The following is a 24,394-nucleotide window of genomic DNA, read 5'->3' as shown; positions in this document are numbered from 1 at the left end:
CGATGCTGTTTCAGCTGCCCTCGTTTCTCGTCTTCTTTCTTGTCTTCTGCGGTTTACTCACGATTCTGCCGGTCCGACTCAAGCTTCGCTTTGTCACTTTCGCGAGCCTGATCTTCTACGCATGGTGGTACCCGCCAAGTGTGCTTCTGCTGGTGGGGATGGTGATTGCTTGCTGGTTAATGCTCAAACTGGTATCGCGTAATCCACGTTGGCTTGCGACATGTGTAGTGGTGTCCCTGATGCCGCTGGTGCTTTTCAAGTACGCGGATTTCATCCTGGGAACCATAGAAGGCTTACTTGGGGTCGATACGCCTCGTCTAGCGTGGACGCTTCCGCTGGGCCTGTCCTTTGTTTCATTTACGATCGTGAGCTATCTCGTCGATACGGCGCGGCAACCCGCCAAACGGCCGCCGGAGTTCTGGCCCACCGCGGTGTACATTACATTCTTCCCACACCTTATAGCCGGCCCAATACTTAGGGCCCGTCATATAATTCCACAGTTGCCAAGGATGGCGCTTTGCCGCGCGGCAATCATGCCAAACTTGGCTCTATTCACCGTTGGCATTCTCAAGAAAGTCCTGGTCGCGGACCCAATAGGCGCCTATGTAGACAAAATGTATGCGACGCACGCCAGCCTGTCTTCGTGGGAGGCCGTGACGACCATGTTCGGATTTTCTATCCAGATTTATTGCGACTTCAGTGCTTATTCCGACATGGCTATTGCTCTGGCCGGTGTCCTTGGCATCTCATTTCCGGAGAATTTCCGCTCACCATATCTTGCAGCGTCGATGGGTGAGTTATGGCAGCGCTGGCATATGACGCTGAGCCTATGGTTGCGAGACTACGTCTTCAAGCCACTGCACACCCCGCTGCACAAACACTTTCGGCACCTTTCAATTATTCTCACCATGGGCATTTCTGGGCTCTGGCATGGTGCTGCGTGGACGTTTGTAATCTGGGGCCTAGCGCATGGGCTGCTTCGAGCTTTGGAAAGCATGACCGGTTACGGCGCCTTCGCTGCAAGCGCGGTCGGTTTCAGGCGTTGGGTGTGTGTTGCGCTCACTTTCCTCACTTGGTGTTTACTTGCAGTTATATTCCGATCACCTTCTTTAGAAGTGGCTCACGACATCATCTTTGGTAGCTTCTCACGCGGTGGTTGGAGCACGTGGCCCGATACTGCGACGGTGCCGGTTTTCATCGGACTGGGGGCACTCGCGTTTCATCCGTTTGATCGGGCAGATGTCGTCCGTTCCTGGGCTGCCAGAATCCCTCGAACGGTGCTGGCACCAGTGCTGATAGTTTTGTGCCTCGGGTGCATGGCAATTGCGTCCATCCAGCCGGCCAACTTCTATTACTTCGACTTCTAGACACAGGTTCGACCGCCCTCGCGGGAGAAGCATGTGCCGGCTGCCCAGCGGCAGTAAAGACTCGCTGTTGATCTGCGGTCTTAGGCGCTTAGCACGTGCCGATACACCTCAATGGTTTCTTCGACCATTCGATCCGCGGTAAACCGTGACTCGAATCGCTGCCTACCTGCGGCCCCCATGCGGCGGGCCAATGTCGGATCGGCGACCAGTTGTCGCAAGGCCGCTGCTAGTTCCTGCGGATCGCTTGCCGCGACGTTCAAGCCAGTTTCGCCATGAGTATTCACCCACGGCACGCCGGAGCCGGTGATTTGCGTGGCGACGATCGGCAGCCCCGCTAGCATGGCCTCCAGCAGGACCATGCCGAAGGCTTCCGCGCGGTTTGTCGAGGGTAAGCAAAACACACATGCCTCGGCCATGTGTGCAGCGACGTCGAGGTCGGACAGACGGCCTGTGAAGATCACGCGTTTTGCCAGCCCCAGTTCCTGAACCTTTCGCTGGTGTGCGGAAAGCAGTTCTCCGCCCCCTCCGACGAGCACCAGAGTTTCCGGATCCAGCAAACGGGCTGCTTCGATCAGGATATCGAAGCCCTTGTAGGTCGCCATCCGACCAATCGAAAAGATGATGGGACGCTCGCCGGTCCGGCGACGAAGCGCGGCACGCGCGGCGATGAGCGCGTCGGCCGGTTGACGAAGCCGCTGCGGATGGATGCCTAGCGGGACCACATGCACCTTGTCCCGGTAAGCATCGAGCCAGGGGGACGCATCGGCATACGGCGGAGAGGTTGCGATTATTGCGTCGGCCCGGCGGAGCATTGAAGCTTGCAGCGGCTCGTACAGCTTGAGGGCTCGGGTCTGACTGATGATGTCGCTGTGCCAGTGGAGCACGACCTTTGCGCTGGGCCGCGCCAGCTGCAACGCCACGTTCGCCATCGGGTTGGGCAGGTGCACATGCACGATCTCGTACTGTTTGCGCACCTTTGCCAGCTCGGTGATCAATGCGGGCGCCATCGATGTCGACAGAAGCTTCGCGTACGAACCGGCGCGAGTAACCGCTACGGGACCAAAGCGGTCGCGAACAGTGGGGCGCTCGGTGTTCGCGCAAAGAACGTCCGTGGGATGTCCACGTGAGACCAAGCCTTCGGCAAGCTCATAGGTGGCGGTCTCGATGCCGCCGAAGACTGGCGGGTAGAACTTAGTCAGCTGAAGTGTCTTCAAGGTCGCGTACGGCGAGAGGAGAGAGCCAGCTCGATGGCGTCACTGGCTCTTGAGCGCCAAGTCTCGAGTGAGATGAGATGTGAATGAGCCCACGCGAGGCTCTGACGGCTGAGCGCGGTGCAGACAGCTTCGTTGGATAGCACCCGGGTGACTTCACGCACAAAATGGTCGGCTCCGTCGGCTACGCATGCCACCGGCGCCGCTGCCGGGTCCTGGATGCCTTCCATGCCGCACGTGGTCGTGAGCAGCGGCAGCCCCGCCGCCATCGCCGTGACGTTCTTTATCTTGACGCCCGCACCGCTCAAAACTGGCGCTACGAACAACTTGGCGCTAGCAAGCATGCCGCTCAGGTCTGGCACGAAGCCGTGGCCGATTACCCGCCCCGCCCGCTGATAGCGCTCGCTACCTGCGCCGACCAAGTGCAACGTGTATGAGGCCGGCAGACGGTCCATGACCTGGGACAGGAACCACTCGATACCTTGCTTGTTGGGCGGCCAATTGAAGTTGGACACGCACAAGAGGTCGATCGGGCGAGACCGCCAGTCGTATGGCACAGCCGTCCTTGCGAACTGCAGTGGCTCTTCCAGCAACGGCGGCAGCCACGACTTGCGCTGGCTAACGTGGTCGTCGGCGTACTCGGTTGACGAGATGTGCAAAGTCGCCTCGGCGGCGCGCGCGATGCGCTCCTCAAAGCGGGCGATTCGCTGCCGCTCGAGGCGGCTCAGCACGTCGCTCCCTGTAACGAGCTTATGTTCGGCGTTGTGCTTGCGCACGATGTAGGGTATGCAGAGCGCCTCGAAGGTCTGGTGGTCGTACGCCGAGTAGTCGTGGTTGCACCAGATGAGATCGAAGTCGGCGAAGAATGATGGAGGTCGATGTAGCACGCGGTAGGACGCAAGCTTCAGCGATTTGCCAGCGAGGACTTCGAGCGCCAGCCGCGTATAGGAGAGCTGATGCCGTCGCACGGCCAGCGGTGCGCCGAACAGCGTCTCTACCTCAGCCATCTCCTGGAGTGCCTTCAGTTCAGAGCGGCTGACGGCGCCGCCGCCGTGCTTTTCGGTGGCAGGGTCGTAGGTGTTTATGAAGAGGATCTTCATGCTGGCCGTGAAGCGCGGAGCGAGAGCTGTGCCGGAGGACAAGGTTTCGGGGCGCGCTTCAGCCGGCCGTCTGGGGACCTCTTCGGATACCAACGCACCAAGATGGCCAGGATCAAGAAGCATGAGATCGACTCATGCCCGCTGGTCGACATGGCCGACAGCAGCGTGTAGACAAGCGCCGCCTTGGCGCGAGGGTCGGAGAGATGGCAGCGCTTGGCGAGGCGCCACAGCATGAATAGGAAAGGTACGCCGAAGATCAGCGTGAAGTCCATCAGCGTGGACTTCGTGGACACGTTGTTGAGTTCTTCGACGATGTCCGCCACCTCCGTCAGCAACAGCGGAACGCGCTCACCGAGCCAGTCCATTGACCAGCCGCCGAAGGCCTGTACGGCACCGTAGAAGCCGTAGAAGCCGTAGCCCAGCGGATTGCATGCAGCGCCAGCGAGGGTGCTCAGAAGCAGGGTAGCGCGGGTCGACGCCGAGGTGAAGTTCTCGATGTCGATGAGCACCACGTCTACCTGTTTCAGTACCAGCCACGAAAACAGAGGCAGCAGCAGGATGAAAAAGGGCAGCAGCTTGCGGGTCATGCCCACGGCAATAGCCGCCGCCAAGGCGCTGATGGCGGCACCCTTTGAGTCGAGGACTGCGAGCAGCAGAGTCAGCAAAGCGATGAACCAGCCCAGACGCCTAGCGCTGTAGCGCCGATTCGCCTCGTACAGCAGAAAGAAGGCGATCAGATAGCGTCCCACGAGAGTCGCGAAGTGTGAGTTCTCCTGCATGAAGGCACGCGGGCGCAGGATCTCGTAGTTCGCGTAGTCGCCGCCGAAGATCAGGCCGTTCAAGAACGAGGGAAGGCTACCCCTGAAGACGTCGCCGACCAGGTAGCCGATGGCGCAGATCACCAGCGCAGCGGCGAGCCCGTTGCTGAGGTGCTGTTTGTGCAGGCGTGGGACGCACAGCAGGGGGCTCAGCCAGATCGTGCTCAGGATCAGGAGGGTGAAAGTCTTTGCGAGGTAGGCCGGGTTGACGCCGAAAAAGAGGACCGACGGCACCGAAGCTACAAGGCCCCACGCGAGGAGGCGGCGTGTGTCGCGCACGCTGGGGTCGCGCAAACTGCGCAGGGGCGCCAGCATCAAAAGGCTAATCGCGATCAGCAGCACGCCCGGCGAGGCCGCGAGGTAGCCCAGGAACGACGGCTGATAGACCGCGCCGAACGCGGTCAGCGCCAAGCCGGTCGCGTAAAGACGCGAGAAGCCTCCCGTCGTGCGGCGATCTCGGCTTGCCGGATGCTGTGGCGGCTCCAGCGCCGCTGCTGGCGCGGCCGTCATCATGGTGCCGGCTTGCGTTCGGAGTCGGGTACAAGGAACGACTGGTTGAACGGCGACGCCAGCCGTTCCAGCAGACGCAGGACTTTCTCGTAGCGGCTCACGCCGATCAAGAGCATAAGCCGGCGCATCAAGCGCTCGGCGAACCTTGCCTGCTTTTCCTGCTTGGCCTTGATCGTTCTGACGGCACCCGCGCTGCCCGCTCGAGGCTTGGGCAGCAGCCGCAGGCGATCAAGTTGACCGTAGAAAGCGCTGTCGCTGCGGAACAGCGAGGTCGTATCGGCCTGTAGGGTTCCGATCGCGACCAACCGACGGACCACCTTCGGAATGTCGCGCGCATTGTCGAATCGCTCAAATGTGTAGGGAATCTTCTTCAGCGTCGCGTGCCCGTTGTCTTTGAGCCGCTGCCGGTAGTCGTCGCAAAGCCGGCGCAACTCCGGCCGATTCGCCAAAGTCAGGTCACAGGGGTACTTTGTGATCAGGTCGCGCTCCTCCTCCGTCGGCTCGAACACGAAGCCGCTGAAATGGCAGAAGATGAGAGGCTCGTCCCCCACGAAGAAGCGGGGGCCCGCCGAGCGCACCGGGCGCTCATGGAGGTTCCAGTAGGCGACGTTCAATCCCGGGTGGCGAAGCGGCCTGATGCCGTCAAAGAACATGGGCGCTAGGTCCATGAATTTCTGGTCGACGAAGAAGCCTTCCGTGGGGGCGTGGAACCCGCGGGTCAGACAGCGGTCTTCCCACCAGCGCAGCATCCGCACGGACTCGTCCGATCGACGCACCGCAGCGAAGCCAAGGTTGTAGCCGCCGTAGCGCAACAAGTCCTGTTCCCAGGGGCAATCGAGACCTGCGCGGGGCGAGATCGTGTGAGGAGTGAGGACGACGTTGGCATCGTCGAGACCCTTCCAGACCGGTGCCAGAGCGTCGTACAGGATCGTATCGGGGTCCATGTAGACGCAACGCTCGTGCGCCTTTAGCAGGTGCAGGAATGCGCTGGGCTTCACGTTAGTGTTCAGCTCCAAGACATCGAATATGAACGCCTTTCTTTCGAAGTCCGCGATTGCCAAGTCTTCTGCCCAGACGATCTCCCCCAGCCCGGGCTCCAGGGGCGGCAGCTCCGACTTCCTGTCGACGATGACGATGTAGCGCTTTGCGTGCGGCTCATGGGTACGCACGCTCTGCATCAGCGTGCAGGCCTGGCCAAGATAGTTTCGGGAGCAGATGGTGAAAACGGCCGCGTTCATGTGCAGGTCGGAAAGCGCTCTGGCTGTGATGAGGTCAGGGTCGCTCGGGAAGGGATGCAAGACCCGAGGCGGTCTTAATGATGCGAGCGGGTGCGCCGCCAACTACCGTCCTTGGAGGGACGTCGCGGGTGACCACCGCGTTGGCCCCTACGATGGCGCCTTCGCCAATGCGCACACCCGGCAGGATGGCCGCACCCTCGCCGATCCAGGCGTTGCGCTCGATGATAACTGGGCCCTTCGAATGCAAGTGCCGCAACACGGGCCTTGTGCGCAGGGTCGATTCGCCGGTGTCGCCGTGCGCGTGGTCGGAGATGTAGACGCGGCTTGCGAGCATGACGCCGTCGTGCAACTCGACACGATTGGTGACGCCGATGTGGCAGTCGTTCTCCATCGAGACGTTCGCGCCGATCCAGAGCAGGGGGTGGAAACGCTGGTCTGAGTACCGTTCGTAGAGCTCGATGCGGCAACGGATGCCCACGGTCAGGCGGCCATGCAACCGCACGCCGCGCAGGCCCAGGAACTGGCCTTGCGAGCCGATGAAGACCGGGTGTCGTTCGGCGCTCCCGCTGCGCAGGCTCCAGAAGACCCCTCGCATCCAGGCGAGCGCGACCGCAGTCCGGCGTCGCAAACCGTCGACGATGCGCTGGCTGCGCAACCGCGCCCGCCTCAGGCGGGCCCGAACCGCCAGTCGCCACGACAGCACCTTGCCTCGCATCTGGAGCAGCCGGAGGGCCAGGTTTGCAGCGGCGGGAGCGCCCGTCAGGATGGTTCGGTACAGCGCCTTTGTCGGGTCGAGGCCGTCGCCCTTCCCAAGGAACTCAGGCGGCAGCGACTCCAGTTTGAAGTCACCGAGGTGAGCGAAGCGCACCGTGTGAAGCAGGCGCGGCAGGTTGGACAGCGCGTTGCTCTGCTTGATGATCCAGCCGAGCCTCGAGGCCGGGCCGAAGCTGGCATCCACGAGCCGTGGGAGGTTGACGCCGAAGACCTGAGTGAGAGAGTAGCCGCCGCTGTTATTGCCTGTGGCCTTGATGACGGCACAGTTGCTGATGGCGAACTTGCTGCCATGCCTCAGCAGCAGGAACACCCAATGGAGCTGGGGAAGCATCGTTCCACGGAACTCCGCCGTCGGCCCGTGCGGGGCGATGCACTTGTAGCGAGCAAGATCGAAGACCACCGACGAGATGAAGGTGAGCCAGTAGTTCGTGCGGCGGGTGAACTCAAAGACATCGATCGGCTCCGACGGGATCGTCGTATCCGCATCAGAGAGGCTGGCCTCGAATGCATTCGGGAACCACGCACTGCGGAGGTAGAGGATGTCCGGCTGGACTTGCGACAGCGTGCCGACCACGCTCTGCAGGGTCCCGGGCACCGGGACATCGTCGTCGCCGAGCAGCCAGCAGTAGCGGGTCTCGACCATCGCGAGCGTCTCGGTAAAGTTGCCGTCCATCCCGATGTTGACAGGGCGTCGCAGGTACCGAAACCTGCAGCCCTCCGTCTGAAGAGCGGCCATGGCGGCCGCCGTGTCGTCTGTCGAGGCGTTGTCGCTGACGACGATGTCCACAAGATCGCAACAAGCGCTTACCTCGGCGCACAATGCCGGCACGAGCTGCCGTACGTAATCGCAGCGGTTGTACGTCGGAATGACGACGGTGAGGAGTTTGCTCATGTTGTTGTCGGGTGGCTCGCGTAGCGATTGCACGTCAGCTTGGCCCGGGACAGCGATGACTGCTTCGTGACGCCGGCGTAGGCGGTCGCGTTCATCGGACGGTCGGAAGATGCGAGCGATCGCAGATCGCTGAGATCAGCAGCGCATGCGGCAATCGACGACTGGAAAGAGACGCGCGGCATGGTCAGCCGGCGGCCGGCAATGTAATCTCCTCTGAGGGGCGCTTCAGTTCCACGATCCGGTCACAGTTCTTCAAGGTCGTGAGGCGGTGCGCAATGATGAGGATCGTGATACGTTTGTCCATCTGCTCAATGGCCCTCATGACTGCTTCCTCGGTCGCGGAGTCGAGTGCACTGGTCGCTTCATCGAACACGAAGACGTCTGCCTGCTTGTAAAGCGCACGTGCGATGCCGATGCGCTGACGCTGTCCGCCGGACAGCTGGACGCCTCGTTCGCCGACGATCGTATCGAAGCCCTGACTCCAACTCTCGATCGTCGGCCCTATCTGAGCAAGCGAGGCAGCGTTGCGGACAGCAGCCTCGTCGATGCGGTCGCGGGGAACGCCGAATGCGATGTTCTCCCAGACCGTGCCGTCGGTGAGGAAGATGTCCTGCGGCACATGCGCTATACGGGGGCGCCAGGCCGCCACGTTGGCTTCAGTGACCGGAATGTCGTCGACCAGCAACTCGCCGCGTGTGGGGTGCAGCAGACCCATGATGATGTCCAGCAGGGTGCTCTTGCCGCTGCCGGTTTCGCCGACGAAGCCGACGCGGGCCCCTTTGCTGATAACGAGGTCCTGGTCGTCGAGGATCCAGGGCGCTTGTTCGCTGTAGCGGAAACCCAGCCCTCGCATCCGGATTTCGCGTTCGAATCCAAGCGCCCGCTCCGTGGTCGCCGCCTTCTCTGCCGGAAGCCGCTGGTCAAGTAAATGGAGCATTTCGCGCAACGAGTCTTCCGCGCCGTGGATGGTAGACAGTGAGTGGTACAACTGCTGCAGCGCGGGCAGCAGACGCTGCAATCCCAGCGCCAATGCCGCCAGCATAGGAATCACCGCGGCTACGCCTGCGCCGCTCTGGGTGAAACCGTAGGCGATCAGCGCAATCAGCACCATGCCTGCGGATTCCATCATGTGGCGCGGACTCAAGCTGACGAAGCTGTTGTCGCGTTGTGCCGTCCGCAGGGCAACATCCGTCCTGCGGAACTTGGTGACAAAGCTCTCCTGTGTGCCGTCAAGCAGAATGTCCCGGATGCCGCCTAGACCTTCCTGCAGATGCTGGATGGCGTGAGTCGATTCGCGCGAGATGATTTCGCTATTGTCTTTAAGCCGCCGACGCAGGAGCTTTACCATGGCGGCATACAGAACGCCGAACACGGCGAAGCTGGCGAGGGCCGTCAGCGGCACGATATTGGCCAAGGTCGCGATGATGGCCAGCGACATCAGCGCTGCGCTCACCAAGGTCATTGCTGGCACGATGACGTAGAAGATGACTTCGCTGGTCTTGATGGCGATGCCGTTGATGACCTTGCTGCTGTTACGTGCGACATGCACGGCATAGGGTTGATGCAGCGTGCGGCGGTAGACCTCGGTGCTGAGATCCAAGCCCAGGCCGAAGGCATAACCTAACGACAGGCGCAACACCAGGACTCGCATGCCGCCGGCGAGCAAGCTGGCCGCGCAGAATGCGATGGTCAGCGGCAGGATGACCTGTTGAGCGGACGTCACGCCGAGGCCCAGTAGCATCGGCTTCAAGGCCGGTTGTTCGAACACGCGTTCAGGGCTGGCCAGCGCGCCAAGGAACGGCAGGACCGCGCCGATGCTTACGACTTCGGTGAGCGAGCCCACAAACATAAGCGCCAACAGGCCGACGAACTGCTGTCGCCGGCGCGGTTCGATCGCTCGCCAGAGACGGATCATCATCCCGGTGAGGGAATGAGGGGTCGAGGACTCGTTTAGCTTCATGCGGGATGGGGTTGGACCAGAATGGACCTTGGCGCGGTACCGGGGGGCGGGCAGTCGATAGTGGAATTGGCGCGGCTCAAGTGATTCCGCGACCCACGCGTCGGACCAGGCGCCGCACCGTGTCCAGGAGAAGGTCACCGCTGTCGGGGTGGTCGACGCCCTGTCGTAGGCTCTTCAATTGCGCAACGAAATCCCGTAGGTAAGTCGTCGCGATCGAGATTAGCTCAAGCCTACTCACGCGCCGTGGAGCAATGTGGTAGTGCTCACAAATGGCTTCGTTCGCCATGACCGATCGGTATCCGACGGTGGACAGCCACAGGCCCTGAGCGAAGCGGTCAAACACCAGCTGCTTCTGGGTTTCCCGCGGGAGCGGCAAGCTGTAGATGTGGGCGGAGAAGCGCACGGCGGTGTTCAGGCGACCCTTCGGCGAGAAGAACGCATCTTCCTTCATCGCGTTGATAGTGAAGGACTTGACCGCCTTGGCGCCCGCAAGCGATTCAGGAACGAAGACCGGCTCCTGGAAGATAGCCGCCGGCCCACGCATGGCGAGTTCCGCCTGCATGAACTCGAACGGGAAGTTCCCAACAACGGCATGCTCGCTGAATCGTTCGACGATGCGGATGTCGTGGAGATCGGCCTTGCGGAAAAAATAGCCGCTCGGGTGATGGCAGCTGTAAGCCATTCCCTTCAGGGCGTCAGCGCCCTGCTGGAAGCGACGCACGGGCGAACCGACAGGCTGGTGGTATTCGCAATAACCCGTCGACGGAGATTCCCGTCGCAGGAAATCGAGAAAGGCCGGCAAGATCGCAGGATCGACCGAGTCCTTGTCTAGCAGCAGCGCGCTGTAGATGCCGGAGCCTTGCAACAGCACGTTGACCTGGTTGAAGAGGGCGCCCCGATTGACTGTGTTTCGCAGGACCACCAGACGCGGGTCGCCGATGGACTCGAGCTGGGCCAAGGTGTCGTCGGTGGAGCAGTTGTCCGCGACGACGATCTCGATCTCGTCGCTGTCGCATTCCAGCACTCGGCGAACCAGCGGCACTACCGAACCGACCCGGTTGTAGGTCGGGATGCAGAAGGTCAGCAGTGACGCGCCACGGCGATGAAGGGTCGTCATCGCTCAGGGAGTCACGGTGTCGCCCGGCGTGCCCGGATCGGACTCGTCGTGGAACTCCGTCCGCTGGGGCGACCATCCGGAGGGGCGGGCATAGTCTCGGTACACCTGCATGACTTCCCGCGGACGGTAGGAGCGCTCCCCGATCTTGGCGCGCAGCGGCTTGCCTGCACTCGCCCCGACTCGGGCGATCAACGCCTTGACCGTGATGGGCTTTCCAGATCCCAGTCCCCGGACGACCAGACCCTCCGATGGGTCGGCCTGTCGCAGATCCTGGATCGCAGCCTCGACGCCCGCGCAGACGTCGTCGATGTGCACCAAGTCGATCTCCTGGTCACCCGGCGTGGTACCGATCTCCTCATCGCGTGCGCATGCATCCTGCAGGATCCTGAGCAGCTTGCGCCGCACGTCATCCTCGCCATAGGTGTCGAACATGATTAGCTGAAGGATCTTCAGACCGCGCAGCGCGTAATGCGTCAACAGATCCTGCCCCGCCTGTTTCGAGGCGGCATAGAGATTGAAGGGCCTATAGCGGCTCGAGTCCGCGAATTGCCAAGAAGTCCCGAAAACGACGAGCTGGCTCGCCGGCAGATGTTCCAGCAGGTGTTGCGCTACGAGGCAGGGGAGCACGCAGTTCGACGCGACCAGCGCATGGAGCGCCTTGGCATCGTCGCCCATGGCTTGCGACGCCCCGGGCACGAGCACCAAGTCGGGCGAGAAGTCCTTCAGATCCGCCAGGACGTCCTCCTGCCACCCTTGCGGGTCCGCGTCCCGATACGAAGGCGCCTTGCGCACGATTCCCTTTGTATCGAACCAGGTCGACAGGTGGCTGCCAAGAAACCCACTGGCGCCGATGACGTAGGTTTTCATCATTTACTTCAGTTGACTGACTACTTCGTCGAGAGACGGCCATGCCTGGTCTTTTGCGGTGACCACTGGCCGCTCGAGCCCGAAGTCGACGCCCAGCGTATCCCAGCGGATGCCGCGCTCGTCCCCTGGCGAATAGGGCTGTGGACTCATGCTGATGAAGGACGTGTGATCTTCTAGGACGATGACGCCGTGAGCGAACGCGCCTGGGATGAGCAGCGCCGATTTCCCGCCGCCGATCAATTCCTCGACATGCACAAGGCCCAGATTGCCGTCCGGGCGAAGATCGATGCTGACGTCGAGCATGCGGCCAGTGATGCAGTACACCAGCTTGTCCTGAGCCTTGCTTCCTAGCTGGTAGTGCATGCCTCTGATCACGCCCTTATCGCTGCGGCTCAGATAGATTTCCTCAACGTTGGGAAGAAGATCCTGGAAGATCTCCCGGCGGTAGATCTTGAGCAGGTCTCCCCGGAAATCGACGAACGGCGTGAACCAGATCTTCTTGATTCCACTGAGGTCTGTCACTGAGCTTTTCACGTGGTCATCCAGTTCTTATCGAATATCCCGGTGCGGCAGCGATAGGAGGCTTGCGCCTGGATCCGTCCGGCGGAGATCAGAAGTTGACGCCGAAGAATTCTTCGAGTTTGGCGGCTATGTAGTCCAGCTGTTCTTCGCCGAGCGCCGGGAATGTGCCCAGCCAGAAGGTCCGGTTCATCACCACGTCAGTGTTGGTCAGTTCACCGCTGACGCGGTAGTTGCGACCGGCCATGTAGGGCTGCTTCGTCAGATTGCCGGCGAAAAGCAGGCGCGTACCAATCTTGTTTTCCTCGAGGAAGTTGATCAGGTCCGCGCGCTTCACGCCGGCGGCGTCCTTCACGATCAGCGGGAAGCCGAACCACGACGGCTCGGAGTTCGGCGTCGCTTCCGGCAGGTGCAGGAATTCGGCGACGCTCTCCAGCTTGGCCTTCAGGTAGGCGAAGTTGGCGCGGCGCTTGGCGATGAACTCCTCGACACGGTCCATCTGCGCGAGAGCGCAAGCGGCCTGCATGTCTGAGATCTTTAGGTTGTAGCCTAGGTGGCTATAGGTGTATTTGTGGTCGTAGCCGTCGGGCAGGTCGCCGCCCAGCTGTTCCTTGGTCCAGCAGAAGCGCTTGTCGCAGGTGTTGTCCTTGCCGGGCGGACAGTAGCAGTCACGGCCCCAGTCGCGGAAGGATTCTGCGATCAGCTTCAGCTCGGCGTTGTTGGTGAACACTGCCCCGCCTTCGCCCATCGTGATGTGGTGCGCCGGATAGAAGCTCAGCGTGCTGATGTCGCCGAAGGTGCCGACCATCTGGCCGTTGTAGGTCGCACCCAGCGCGTCGCAGCAGTCCTCGACCAGCCACAGGTTGTGCTTCTTGCACAGGGCGGTGACCACATCGAGGTTGAACGGGTTGCCTAAGCTGTGAGCCAGCATGATGGCCTTGGTCTTGGGCGAGATCGCCGCTTCGATCTTCGAGGCGTCGATGTTGTGAGTGGCTAGGTCGACGTCGACAAATACCGGCACTGCGCCGAATTGCACGATCGGGTTGACGGTCGTCGGGAAGCCGGCGGCCACGCCGATGACTTCATCGCCCGGCTTGATGGCGCGGTCGCCTAGCTTCGGGCTGGTCAGCGTCGAGAACGCCACTAAGTTGGCCGACGAGCCCGAGTTCACCGTGATCAGGTACTTCACGCCCAGGAACTGCGCCAAGCGCTGTTCGAACATGGCGTTGAAGCGTCCCGTGGTCAGCCAGCCGTCGAGCGAGGCGTCGACCATCATCTTCAATTCGCCGGCCCCGATGACCTTGCCGGAGACAGGCACCGGGGACTGGCCCCGGACGAAGGGCTTGGGGGCGTACGCGATGTCCGCGTATTGCTGGACCAATTCGCTGATCTGATTGCGCAGCTTGTCCAGCTGCGGCTGAAAATTGATGGTGGTGCTCATGCGCTAGCTTGGTATTGAGATATTTGGTTCAGGCAGAGGGCGCGCATGTCCTGGCCGGCCAACCAGGCTTGGTGCCATTCGGTGATGCGGGTCAGCGCGGTCTCGAGCGACCAGCGCGGGGCCCATTGCAGGCGCTGTCGCGCCTTGGAGATGTCAAGCTTGAGGAAGCTGGCTTCGTGGGGATGATTGCCGGGTTGCAGCGTCCAGGAGGCGCCGTCACCCCACGTTTCGCACAGGTGCTCGACGATCCACTGAACGGGACGCGCGTCTTCATCGCGCGGACCGAAGTTCCAGCCTTCCGCCTCAGACTGGCCTTGTGTATACAGACGCTCTGCCAGCAACAAATAGCCGGACAGTGGCTCCAGCACGTGTTGCCACGGGCGGATGGCGTGGGGGTTGCGGATGAGCACGGCCTCGTGCTGCTGAAGTGCACGCAGGATGTCCGGGATCAATCGGTCCAGCGCCCAATCGCCGCCGCCGATGACATTGCCGGCACGTGCCGTTGCCATCGCGATGCCAGCCTCTTTCAGGAAGGACCTGCGGTAGGCCGAACTGACCAGTTCAGCGCAACCCTTGCTGTTGGAATAGGGGTCGTGGCCGCCCATCGGCTCGTCTTCCCGGTAGCCCCAAACCCACTCGCGATTCTCGTAGCACTTGTCGGTTGTGATATTGACTATGGCCTTTACCGAGCCGGCATGGCGCGCCGCCTCGAGCACATGCACCGTACCCATCACGTTCGTCGCGTAGGTCTCGACGGGCTGGTGATACGACAGGCGCACGAGCGGTTGCGCGGCCATGTGGATGACGATCTCCGGCTTGAATTCGTCCACGTGCGCCTTCACTGCGCCAAAGTCGCGGATGTCGGCGACGCGGTGCTCCATACCTTCAGCCACGCGGGCCACATCGAACAACGCGGGATCGGTCGGTGGCGTGAGCGCGAGGCCACGGAGCGTCGCTCCCATTGACTGCAACCATAGACTCAGCCAACTGCCCTTGAAACCGGTGTGGCCAGTCAGTAGGACTCGCTTGCCCAGCCAGAACGCGGGATCGATTTGTGCCATGCGCGTCACTTCCAAGTCTTCCAGGGCGCCTTGCCAGAAGCCCACAGTTCCTCGAGCAGATGCTTGTCGCGCAAGGTGTCCATCGGCTGCCAGAAGCCATGGTGCTCATAAGCCATCAGCTGGCCATCTTCGGCCAAGCGCTGCAGGGGCTGTTGCTCCCATACTGTCGCGTCGCCTTCCAGGTAATCAAGGACACGCGGCGAGAGCACGAAGAAGCCGCCGTTGATCATGGCACCATCGCCCTTGGGCTTTTCCATGAACTGCTTGATTTGCTGCCCTTGGATGTCGAGGGCGCCGAAGCGACCAGGCGGAAAGGTGGCAGTCAGTGTCGCAGCCTTGCCATGGCTTTTGTGAAATTCGATGGTTGCGCCGATGTCGACGTCACTCACCCCGTCGCCATAGGTGAAGCAAAACGCCTCTTCATTGCGTACGTAGTCGGCGACTCGGCGCAGGCGTCCCCCGGTCATCGATTCGTCGCCTGTGTCCACCAGCGTGACGTTCCATTGCTCGGCCCGCTTGTGATGGACTTCCATCCGGTTGTTGCGCATATCGAAGGTGACGTCAGACATGTGCAGGAAGTAATTCGCGAAATACTCCTTGATGACGTAACCCTTATAGCCGCAGCAGATCACGAAGTCTCGGACTCCGTGATGTGAATACATCTTCATGATGTGCCACAGAATCGGCTTGCCGCCGATCTCGACCATGGGTTTAGGGCGTGTGGAGGTTTCCTCGCTAAGCCGGGTTCCCAAGCCGCCGGCCAAAATCACTGCTTTCATGGGAAGGTCCTATCGGAGCGGTAGGTCGACAACGTCGACGATCAGGTTGCGGCCGAACACACGAAGGCGTCGGAATGGAATCGCCTATCGGGCAGGCCGGCGGCGTGAAGTTGCGCTTGAGCGCCGTGGATCATGGCGTCAGAGCCGCAGGCATAGACGAGGGTGTCTGCAAGGTAGACGTGCTCGCGCAGCATCACGTCCTGTACATGCCCACGCTCACCTGCCCAGTCGCCCCCAGCACGAGACAGCACAGGGACGAATCGCAATCCCGGCCGTTCGGCAAGATGCCAATACAGGTCTTGGGGGTGGCGTCCACCCCAATAAACGGAGACGCTGCGCGGCTGCATGTCTGCTGGCAGGCTAGGTAAGCTTTCTAGGATAGCCTTGACTGGCGCGATGCCGGTCCCGGTTGCCATCAGCACCAGATCCTTGCCCGCCTGCCCGCGCAGGAAGAAGGTCCCGAGCGGTCCACGCAAGCGCAACAGGTCGTTGATCTTGGCCTGCTGAAACCAGTAGCGGCTCATCGCACCATCCGTGACCTCTCGGATGTGCAATTCGATCTGCTTGTCGGCGCGGGGCGCGTTTGCGATCGAGTAACTGCGTCGCAGGCCCTCGGCACCGATGATGTCGACATACTGGCCAGGCAAGAACTCCAGCGCGGAAGTCGGCGGTAGGCGGAGCGTCACTCGCATAACGTCGTGAGCCAGGGGGTCGATGGACTGAATGCGGCACGGTAGCGTCTTTGCTTCCGGCAGCACGACGTCGCCTAGATCGTCAATCTCCAGTTCTACCGAACCCTGGGCCTGGCGAACACAAGTGAGGATGAAGCCATGGGCCTTGTCCTCGGCGCTTAGACCGAATTCATCGTGAATCGCGCGGGTTTCGCCGGCGCGCACGCGGCCTTTGCATGAACTACAGCGGCCAGTTCGGCAGCTGTAATCGAAGACAATCCCCTGCCGCAAAGCTGCGTCAAGCAGAGATTCGTCAGAGCGAGCCTCAAAGCTGCGTCCGCTGGCAGTGGTAATCGTGTGCATCTTCAATGGCATTCACGCGGTTCTAGGCGTGCGCGCGAAGTCGTCGGAAGGAAAAAGCAAGGGCATTCATGACCGGGTCTCGACGTCAACCTCGTGCTTCAGCCTGTTTATTTCGGCTCGCAGGTGCTCGAATTCGAGTTCCTTTCTAGAGAGGAACTCGCGTGTCAACTGAAGCTTGGCGCGCGCGCCGGTGGGCGTCAGCAGGTACCGATAAGCCCACTTGTTGTCTGCTCGCCTGAAGTTGTTGGCCTTGATCCAGCCCTTATCGACCAGAGCCCGTAAGCAGTAGTTGATCTTGCCGACACTCATGCCCAGGCGTTCGGCCAGGTCGCGTTGGCTATCCGCCTGCTGTGCGTCGATCTGACGCAACAGCTCAAGATCCGTCTCCTCGGGGGGTTTGTCTGCGTTCATGTGATGAACGCAGAACTATACCAGCGCGCCTTGGAGGCCGGGAGTGCCGCGAGCGCTCAAGCCTTAGGCGGACGGTTTGGACTTGATCCTGAAATGGCGAAAGACGACCGCCACCGTCATCAGCAGCCCTGCGGCAACGGCTGCACCTACAGCGATAAAAGCTCGTTTGGGTTTGCTCTTGTATTCGGGCGGTGTTGCGGCGTCGACAACCTGGATGAGTCCTCCCTCTTTGCTCTCATCGAGTCGCGCAGCCTCGAATTGCCGAGAGAACAGTTCGAACAGCGACTCCTGATACTTGTATTCACGGTAGCGGCTGATGTAGCCAGCATCGCTCGCGTCCGGGCGATCGGCGCTCTCCAGCTTCGTCAGCTGGGTGCGAAGCGCGGCCAGCAGAGTCTGTTGCTGCTGCACTTCGGCCGAAGACTCGGCCATCGAGCGGCGCATCGTCTGCAGCCTGACCTCAGCCGTGGTCGCCTCGGCTTTCATGCGAGCGTAGGCTTCTGCCGCCGCCTTTGGCTCAGTCTTGAGTGCGCCTGGGTTGAAGCCACTTTGCTGAAGGTCCTGCTGGGCATGTGCCAGCTGGTCGCGCGTCTTTTTGAGTTCAGCCTCAAAAAAGGCTCGACGCTGTTGAGCTTCGGTCAATGCCAACTCGCCTGTTAGCCGGCGGAGTTCACTGACATGCGCATTGGCGAGGTCGGCTGCCAGTTGTGGGCTGCTACCGTCCGCCTCGACCGTGATCAGGCCATCCTTCTTGCCTAGGGTGATGCGCACATTCTGCGTCAGCCTGTTGCGCGCCTCGAACCGATATTTGGACTCGTACTCCGACATCAGTTTGAAGCGGTCAACCAGCCGGTCCTGCACGTTCACGCTCTGCATCAGCGACACGTATTGATCGGCGGTCGTCTTGACACCTCCGAGGCTACCGCCGGCCAGACCGGACAGCGCTCCCAACGACGCAAGCGCAGAGACTGCCGCGCTCTGTGGTTGTTGCGGCGGCAAGAACATCGTCCTTGCCGTAAAGGTCGGAGGAATGAGATAGCTGACGCCCAATGCTACCGCGCCGACGGCCAAACTGGCGCCAACGAGCTGCTTCCATTTCGCCGTGACAATGGGGACCAGTTCGCCAAGGCTGATGTCGGACTCTTCAATGTCCGCCGCATGCGGCACGTTTCGATCCAGGGTTTGCTGCATTACCGGGACTCAGTTCTTAATCGTCTTCAAAGCAGCCGCGCCGATGCCGAACTGATAGAGGATTTGCGTCCAGTCCTTGGCTTCCTGCATGAAGGTGGTCTTGTTCAGTTCTTCCGGCACAAACACCGTGTCTCCAGGCAATGCGGCCAGAGTGGACAACGAATTTCCGCTCAACCAACCGCTGCTGGACTGCCGGGCGCTGACGACACTGCCATTGGCTCTGAGCACGAACATGCTGGCGGTATCGGCGCCGCGGGTCGGGCCGCCCGCCAGCTTGACGATGTCTTCGAGCGAATTGCCCGGTTTGAGCAGGTAGCTGCCACCGTTGAAGACACTTCCGAACACGCCGACAGTATTGGGACGAGCCGGGATATAGAGCCGGTCCCCGTCTTCGACCATGAGCGTTGGGACCTCACGGGAAGAGTTGGTCAAGTCCAATACCACGCGTCCTGTCGGTCGGACGGCCCTCAGGCGCTCGATCAGTCGGGTTGTCCCAGCCTGTTTCTGCACCACGGCGGCGGCGTCCTCCGCGTTGCTGACCCTCTGTGTCGACGCGTTGCGGGTGAAGTCAGTTTCCAGATCTCTCAACGCGCGGTCGTATTGCGCCTCCTGCACCTTGCGCACGCTCTCGCGCGACAGGTCCGTTCCGAACAGATAAGCCTGCGCCGTCAGCCCACCAGCCGCCTGCACCGCATCCACCAGAGTGCTGGTCGGCGGCAGCACGTAGTCGCCCGGCCGGCCGACTTCGCCCTCGACGCGGATACGCTTGTATTGCTTGGCCTGGGGCAGTGCGGCTGCCACGCTGTTGAAGGCGCGGACGATGTCGCCATTATTCATGCGCTGGCTGCCGTCCTGAGGCAGGGCTAGCTCCACCACGCGCCGGTCGTTGCGCTCGCTCAGACGCTCGACGGCCACGCGGCGGATGTCGGCGACCGTCGACAGGCCTCCGACGTAGCCAATTGCGTCGTTCACCGTCTCGTTGCCCTTAAGTTCCACGATCGCTGGGCGGTTGACGCTGCCAATCAACGCGACTTGGGGTCCTATGGGGCCGACGTAGAGCACGTCGTCGGCCTGCAGCGACATATCGCCCCTCTTTTCACCGCGAACCAGCAGGTCATAAAGGTCGAAGCGACCTACCGTCTGACCGTTGCGGCGCAATTCGATGTTGCGGAAGCTGCCAGCCTTGGCGGGGCCGCCTGCTTGCACCAAGCCAGTCATGACGGTCGCCAAACTGCTAACGCTGTAGGCACCCGGGCGCTCGACAAAACCCGTCACGTAGAAACGGATGCTCCGCAGGCGACCAAGCGTGGCGCTCAATTGAAAGTTCTTGAAGACCTGCCCAACGCGGCGCGTCAGCAGCTCGTTCAGGTCTGCATGGCGCACGCCGGCGACCACGACCGGTCCAACACGCGGGATCACGATGCGACCGGCGCGGTCGACTGTCAGCCTCAGGTCCGCGTCGACGGAACCCCAGATCGTCAGCTGAATCTCGTCGCCCAACCCGACGATGTAGTCGGGCGGCACCTGGCGATTCGCTTCGATCGCCGCAATGCCTCGAGTCGGAAGCATCAGGTCGCTGCCGAGACGCTGGATAGGCACGCCAGCCATTTCGCTGGCATAGGCCTCGAACTCACTCGGCGCCGCCGCCTTGGCGGAAATCACCGGACGTTGGACGCCGTCGTCAATGACCGAGTCGCGGACTGACTCATCGCTTGACGCCGACGAGCGCGGCTGCGCTGGCCCCAGCCGCACCGGGCCGGTCGCCGCGGAATCCAGCCTGTTGGCGTCTGTCGTCGTGTCAGATGCCGCGAAGGCCGGCGCGGTGCTGGCGAGCAATGCCGCCGCGAAAAGGACAGGAAAGGGATGCCAGCGCAAGTGAGATACCAGTCGGTTGATCGGCATGGCGGCGCGCCGCGAGATGCGGGCGACGTGCGGAAGGACGCGAATTCTAGAGGCGCGGCGTTGTCATTCGCCCACGCGGCGCTCGGTAAACTGCCCAGTTCAATGCTCTATCTCCTGGTGTCCTTCTTCGTGGCTGCAGCGGTAACGCTGCTCGTTATTCACTCCTCGCGCAGCCACGGGCATCTCTCCGCCGATACCGATCTCTCAGGTCCCCAGAAATTTCACGCCGCTCCTGTTCCTCGGGTAGGTGGAGTGGGCATGTTTACGGGGCTGCTCTGTTGTGTGGGCGTTGCAGCGTTAGCCCGGCATGCTGATTGGAAGCTGGGGGCGCTGCTCATCGTTTGCGGCTTACCCGCGTTTCTCGCCGGGCTGGTTGAAGACCTCACCAAGCGCGTCTCCCCCGCCAAGCGACTGCTTGCGACCGGTGTCTCGGCAGGTTTGGGCATCTGGCTGCTAAACGCCACCATCACGAAGACCGACATTCCTGGTCTTGATTTGCTGGTGTCGACAGCGGTTGGCGCCTGGTTCGCAACGATCCTCACCGTCGCTGGTGTCGCCAACTCCGTGAACATCATCGATGGCTTCAATGGCCTGTCGTCGATGTGTGTCAGCCTCATGCTGCTCGTCTTCGCGTATGTGGCTTACCAGGTCGGCGACATCCCGCTGACGCTATGGGCGCTGGCCGGTGTCGGTGCGGCCCTCGGCTTTTTCGTCTGGAACTTCCCCGCCGGGCTGATCTTCCTGGGTGACGGCGGCGCTTATTTCCTGGGCTTCTATCTGGCTGAGATCGGCATCCTGCTGATCTCCCGGAACCCGGAGGTCTCGCCGCTGTTCCCGCTGATGGTCTGCATCTACCCGGTCTTCGAGACGGTGTTCTCGATGTACCGCCGCAAGGTCGTCCGCTCGGTGCCAACGGGTCTGCCCGACGGCATCCACCTTCACAGCCTCATCTACCGCCGCCTGATGCGCTGGGCCATCGGCGCCCGGGATGCTCGCGCCATGACGCGCCGCAACTCCATGACGGCGCCCTACCTGTGGATGCTGTGCATCACGTCCTTGGTGCCTGCGTTGGCGTTCTGGGATTCGACACCCTTGATCGCCGCCTGCATGGTGTTGTTTGCGCTCACCTACATGGCTTTCTACCGCCGCATCGTGCGCTTCAAGACGCCCAGGTGGCTGGTCGTCAATCGCTGAAGACACCTGCAACGCCGGGCGGGCGATAATCCTCGGCTTATGAGCGAACCCGCTTCCCCGCAAGTCCCGCCCGCTGATGCGAGCACCGAGCCAGCACCCCCGGCCCGTTTCGACACACTTCCCCTCGACCCCAAGCTGATCCGCGCGGTGGCCGACTCGGGCTACCTCACAATGACGCCGATCCAGGCCAAGGCGATCCCGATCGTCTTGCAAGGCCGTGACGTCATGGGCGCTGCGCAGACGGGCACCGGCAAGACGGCCGCGTTCTCGATCCCGTTGCTGCAGCGCATGCTCAAGCACGAGAACCCGAGCGTGTCTCCTGCCCGTCACCCGGTGCGGGCCCTCGTGCTGGCACCGACGCGTGAGCTGGCGGACCAGGTGGCCGAGAACGTCAAGAAGTACGCCAAGCACACGCAGCTGCGCTCTGTCGTCGTCTTCGGCGGCGTGGACATGAAGCCGCAGACGGCCGCCTTGAAGGCGGGTGTCGAGGTGCTGATCGCGACGCCTGGCCGGCTGCTGGACCACATCGAGGCCAAGAACTGCGTGTTGAACCAGGTCGAGTACGTCGTGCTCGACGAGGCCGACCGCATGCTGGACATCGGCTTCCTGCCTGACCTGCAGCGCATCCTGAGCTTCCTGCCCAAGCAGCGGCAGACGCTGCTGTTCTCGGCGACGTTCTCGCCGGAGATCAAGCGGCTGGCGCAGAGCTATCTGCAGGATCCGATCCTCGTCGAGACGGCGCGCCCCAACCAGACGGCCTCCACGGTGGAGCAACGCTTCATCGCCGCGACGGACGATGACAAGCGCGCCATCATCAAGCAGATCCTGAAGGAGCGTTCGATCCGCCAAGCCATCGTCTTCGGCAATTCCAAGTTGGGCGTCGCCCGGCTGGCTCGCGCCTTCGAGCGGGACGGTCTGCGCACAGCCGCGCTGCACGGCGACAAGTCGCAAGACGAGCGCCTGAAGTCGCTGGACGCCTTCAAGCGAGGCGAGATGGACGTGCTCGTCGCGACCGACGTGGCCGCGCGGGGGCTGGACATTGCCGACCTGCCGGCCGTCTTCAACTTCGACGTACCCTTCAACGCCGAGGACTACGTTCACCGCATCGGCCGTACGGGCCGTGCGGGTGCCTCGGGTCTGGCCGTCACGCTGGTGACCAAGTCGGACGCGCGGCTCATCGCCGACATCGAGAAGCTGATCAAGCGCAAGATTGAACTCGACACCTTCGAGGTCGCGCCGGAGCGCCCGCGCTATGACCGGCGCCCTCGCGACGAGGGAGTGGAGCGTGAGGACCGTCCTGTCCGCGTCGCGCCGCCTGCGTTGCGTGCGCCGGTCAAGTCGGCGGACCCGTTCTTCGACAAGCCTTACGAAGCCAGCACGCGCGACGAGCCGCCGGCCTGGGAGAAGGCCAAGGCTGCAGCGCCGGTCAAGGGCCTTTCCAGCTACATCAAGCCCAAGAAGCAGGTCGCGGCGCTGTTCGGCGCCAAGAAGCCGGCGCCCGCCGAAAGCTAGGCCAGCAGCGCAAAGACCGCCGGGATGCGGTCGGGCAGGGTGGTGCGGTTTGCGCGCCAGTCGGCCACCGTGGCGGTCTGCGTCCAGCCGCCGGGCAGCGTCAGGCCCACGCTGATCGACAGGCGCGTGGCGGGCTTCAGCGTCGCCAGCAGCGCCTGGCGAAGCGCCTCGTTGCGGTAGGGCGTCTCGATCAGCAGCTGTGTCTGCTGAGTCTTGACGGACAGCGCCTCCAGCTCGCGGATGCGCGCACTGCGCGCGCCGCCGTCCACCGGCAGATAGCCGACGAAGGCGAAGCTCTGGCCGTTGAGGCCGCTGGCCGACAGTGCCAGCATCAGCGAGCTCGGGCCCGATAGCGGCAGCACCTCGATGCCAGCCTCATGCGCCAACGCCACAAGCCGCGCCCCGGGGTCGGCCACCGCCGGCAGGCCGGCTTCGGAGATCAGGCCCAGATCATGGCCGTCCAGAGCAGGCTGAAGCAGCGCGCGCCAGGCGGCCGAGTCGTCGCCTGCTGGCTTGCCGCCTTTTGGTGGGCGTGGCAGTTCGGCGATCTGAACGGTCTGCAGCGCTTGGGCCAGCGGCGCGATGGCGTCGACGCGCTTGAGCAGCGCCCGCGTCGTTTTCGCGTTCTCGGCCGCCCAGTGCGTCAGGCGGGCGGCCTGTTCGATGACGCGCTGTGGAAGCGTCTCGCGCAAGTCCAGCGTGTCGTCCACGCCGAAGTCCAGCGTGTTGGGCATCAGCACGAGGCGGCCGCGTCGCGCGCTCATGCCAGCGGCTCCAGGCCGGCGCGGCGCAGCAGCGCGCAGGTGCGGATCAGCGGCAGGCCGATCAGCGCGGTCGGGTCATCGGACTCCACGGCGTCCAGCAGCGCGATACCCAGGCTCTCCACCTTGGCGCTGCCCGCGCAGTCATAGGGCTGGTCGACGCAAAGGTAAGCCTCGATGGCCGCGTCCGTCAGCGTGCGCACGCGCACGCGCACGGCGGCGCGTTCGATGGCGGCCAGCCCAGGCGCCACGACGGCTACCGCAGTCTGGAAGATGACCTCGCGCCCGCTCATGCGGCGCAGCTGCGCCAGTGCGGCGTCGTGCGTTCCCGGCTTGCCGATGGCCTCGCCGCCGAGGTCCGCCACCTGGTCCGAGCCGATGACGACGGCATCGGGAAAACGCGCTGCCACGGCGCGCGCCTTGACCAGCGCGAGTCGCTCGGCCAGCGCGGCCGGTGTCTCGCCGGGCAGGGCGGTCTCATCGACGTCCGGCGCCACCGCCTCAAAGGGCAGGCGCAGCCGGGCCAATAACTCCTGGCGATAGCGGGATGTCGAGGCAAGGATCAGCGAAGGCATCCAGACATTGTCCCCCGCCTAAAATTGGGGGGATGGCGCGTCACGAAGCAAAGGCTCAGCTGAACCCCGCGGGGCGAGGAGGAGCTGCTGCATGCTGCGCATGTCCAACGGGTGAGAGTCCCGTCCCGGTAGGCGTCGGTGCGCCGGGTAGCAGACCCCA

The 24,394-nt window shown here is 62.5% G+C and carries 20 protein-coding genes and 2 pseudogenes; 3 read left to right on the top strand and 19 right to left on the bottom strand.

The annotated features are described in order from the left end of the window. Nucleotides 1–2: 2 nt before the first annotated feature. The gene (locus LXT13_RS27035) at nucleotides 3–1,367 is read left to right on the top strand and encodes an MBOAT family O-acyltransferase (protein ID WP_233375450.1); all 1,365 of its coding nucleotides are present in this window, start codon (nucleotides 3–5) and stop codon (nucleotides 1,365–1,367) included. An 80-nt stretch (nucleotides 1,368–1,447) separates the two neighbouring features. On the opposite strand, the gene LXT13_RS27030 is transcribed toward LXT13_RS27035, so the two are convergent. From LXT13_RS27030 to LXT13_RS26950, 17 genes and pseudogenes are all read right to left on the bottom strand, one after another. Continuing rightward, a complete protein-coding gene (locus LXT13_RS27030; protein ID WP_233375449.1) occupies nucleotides 1,448–2,581 on the bottom strand; it encodes a glycosyltransferase in 1,134 nt (377 codons plus the stop codon). Then, on the bottom strand, nucleotides 2,578–3,678 hold the full coding sequence (locus tag LXT13_RS27025) for a glycosyltransferase (RefSeq protein ID WP_233375447.1): 1,101 nt from the start codon (nucleotides 3,676–3,678) through the stop codon (nucleotides 2,578–2,580). Before LXT13_RS27025 ends, LXT13_RS27030 begins: the two co-directional genes overlap by 4 nt. Further along, complete coding sequence (locus tag LXT13_RS27020) at nucleotides 3,675–5,009, bottom strand: hypothetical protein (protein ID WP_233375446.1); 1,335 nt, start codon at nucleotides 5,007–5,009, stop codon at nucleotides 3,675–3,677. Before LXT13_RS27020 ends, LXT13_RS27025 begins: the two co-directional genes overlap by 4 nt. After that, nucleotides 5,006–6,244: a glycosyltransferase family protein gene (locus tag LXT13_RS27015; RefSeq protein ID WP_233375444.1), complete on the bottom strand. Its 1,239-nt coding sequence runs from the start codon at nucleotides 6,242–6,244 to the stop codon at nucleotides 5,006–5,008. Before LXT13_RS27015 ends, LXT13_RS27020 begins: the two co-directional genes overlap by 4 nt. A gap of 34 nt (nucleotides 6,245–6,278) precedes the next feature. After that, nucleotides 6,279–6,476 (bottom strand): annotated as a pseudogene (locus LXT13_RS29070) (DapH/DapD/GlmU-related protein); the annotation flags it as partial. 1,086 nt (nucleotides 6,477–7,562) lie between these two features. Then, nucleotides 7,563–7,910 (bottom strand): annotated as a pseudogene (locus LXT13_RS29065) (glycosyltransferase family 2 protein); the annotation flags it as partial. Nucleotides 7,911–8,094: 184 nt separating this feature from the next. Beyond that, nucleotides 8,095–9,828: an ABC transporter ATP-binding protein gene (locus LXT13_RS27000; RefSeq protein ID WP_233375443.1), complete on the bottom strand. Its 1,734-nt coding sequence runs from the start codon at nucleotides 9,826–9,828 to the stop codon at nucleotides 8,095–8,097. 118 nt (nucleotides 9,829–9,946) lie between these two features. Further along, nucleotides 9,947–10,987, bottom strand: coding sequence for a glycosyltransferase family 2 protein (locus LXT13_RS26995; protein WP_233375442.1), 1,041 nt, complete (start codon nucleotides 10,985–10,987; stop codon nucleotides 9,947–9,949). A gap of 3 nt (nucleotides 10,988–10,990) precedes the next feature. Then, a complete protein-coding gene (locus tag LXT13_RS26990; RefSeq protein WP_233375441.1) occupies nucleotides 10,991–11,854 on the bottom strand; it encodes an NAD-dependent epimerase/dehydratase family protein in 864 nt (287 codons plus the stop codon). 3 nt (nucleotides 11,855–11,857) lie between these two features. Next, entirely contained in the window at nucleotides 11,858–12,388 is a 531-nt protein-coding gene (locus LXT13_RS26985) for a dTDP-4-dehydrorhamnose 3,5-epimerase family protein (RefSeq protein WP_233375440.1), read from the bottom strand. 76 nt (nucleotides 12,389–12,464) lie between these two features. Beyond that, nucleotides 12,465–13,814: a lipopolysaccharide biosynthesis protein RfbH gene (rfbH, locus tag LXT13_RS26980; protein WP_233375439.1), complete on the bottom strand. Its 1,350-nt coding sequence runs from the start codon at nucleotides 13,812–13,814 to the stop codon at nucleotides 12,465–12,467. Continuing rightward, entirely contained in the window at nucleotides 13,811–14,875 is a 1,065-nt protein-coding gene (rfbG, locus tag LXT13_RS26975; protein WP_419964720.1) for a CDP-glucose 4,6-dehydratase, read from the bottom strand. Before rfbG ends, rfbH begins: the two co-directional genes overlap by 4 nt. Nucleotides 14,876–14,880: 5 nt before the next feature. After that, nucleotides 14,881–15,654: a glucose-1-phosphate cytidylyltransferase gene (gene rfbF / locus LXT13_RS26970; RefSeq protein WP_233375438.1), complete on the bottom strand. Its 774-nt coding sequence runs from the start codon at nucleotides 15,652–15,654 to the stop codon at nucleotides 14,881–14,883. 41 nt (nucleotides 15,655–15,695) lie between these two features. Then, nucleotides 15,696–16,700 (bottom strand): FAD-binding oxidoreductase, encoded by a 1,005-nt coding sequence (locus LXT13_RS26965; protein ID WP_233375437.1) that lies wholly within the window; start codon nucleotides 16,698–16,700, stop codon nucleotides 15,696–15,698. 54 nt (nucleotides 16,701–16,754) lie between these two features. Then, a complete protein-coding gene (locus tag LXT13_RS26960; protein WP_233375436.1) occupies nucleotides 16,755–17,099 on the bottom strand; it encodes a MarR family EPS-associated transcriptional regulator in 345 nt (114 codons plus the stop codon). Between the two features lie 63 nt (nucleotides 17,100–17,162). Then, entirely contained in the window at nucleotides 17,163–18,290 is a 1,128-nt protein-coding gene (locus LXT13_RS26955; protein ID WP_233375435.1) for a Wzz/FepE/Etk N-terminal domain-containing protein, read from the bottom strand. A gap of 9 nt (nucleotides 18,291–18,299) precedes the next feature. Beyond that, complete coding sequence (locus LXT13_RS26950) at nucleotides 18,300–20,192, bottom strand: SLBB domain-containing protein (protein WP_233375433.1); 1,893 nt, start codon at nucleotides 20,190–20,192, stop codon at nucleotides 18,300–18,302. Nucleotides 20,193–20,294: 102 nt separating this feature from the next. Between LXT13_RS26950 and LXT13_RS26945 the strand changes: the two genes are divergently transcribed. Both LXT13_RS26945 and LXT13_RS26940 read left to right on the top strand, forming a co-directional pair. Next, nucleotides 20,295–21,386 carry an MraY family glycosyltransferase gene (locus LXT13_RS26945; protein ID WP_233375432.1) on the top strand — a complete coding sequence of 364 codons (1,092 nt, stop codon included), beginning with the start codon at nucleotides 20,295–20,297 and terminating at the stop codon, nucleotides 21,384–21,386. A 39-nt stretch (nucleotides 21,387–21,425) separates the two neighbouring features. Beyond that, nucleotides 21,426–22,898 carry a DEAD/DEAH box helicase gene (locus LXT13_RS26940; protein ID WP_233375431.1) on the top strand — a complete coding sequence of 491 codons (1,473 nt, stop codon included), beginning with the start codon at nucleotides 21,426–21,428 and terminating at the stop codon, nucleotides 22,896–22,898. Here the strand turns inward: LXT13_RS26940 and LXT13_RS26935 are convergent. Both LXT13_RS26935 and LXT13_RS26930 read right to left on the bottom strand, forming a co-directional pair. Next, nucleotides 22,895–23,662, bottom strand: coding sequence for an SAM-dependent methyltransferase (locus tag LXT13_RS26935; RefSeq protein ID WP_233375430.1), 768 nt, complete (start codon nucleotides 23,660–23,662; stop codon nucleotides 22,895–22,897). The genes LXT13_RS26940 and LXT13_RS26935 overlap by 4 nt on opposite strands. Then, nucleotides 23,659–24,234, bottom strand: a complete 576-nt coding sequence (locus LXT13_RS26930; RefSeq protein WP_233375429.1) for a Maf family protein — start codon at nucleotides 24,232–24,234, stop codon at nucleotides 23,659–23,661. The genes LXT13_RS26935 and LXT13_RS26930 overlap by 4 nt, the downstream gene beginning before the upstream one ends. Nucleotides 24,235–24,394: the final 160 nt, after the last annotated feature.

It is taken from the genome of Pelomonas cellulosilytica, assembly GCF_021353265.1.
Classification (GTDB): Bacteria; Pseudomonadota; Gammaproteobacteria; order Burkholderiales; family Burkholderiaceae_C; genus Pelomonas; species Pelomonas cellulosilytica.
The sequence above is the reverse complement of the archived record's forward strand: the minus strand, read 5'-3'. Positions and strand labels throughout refer to the sequence as shown.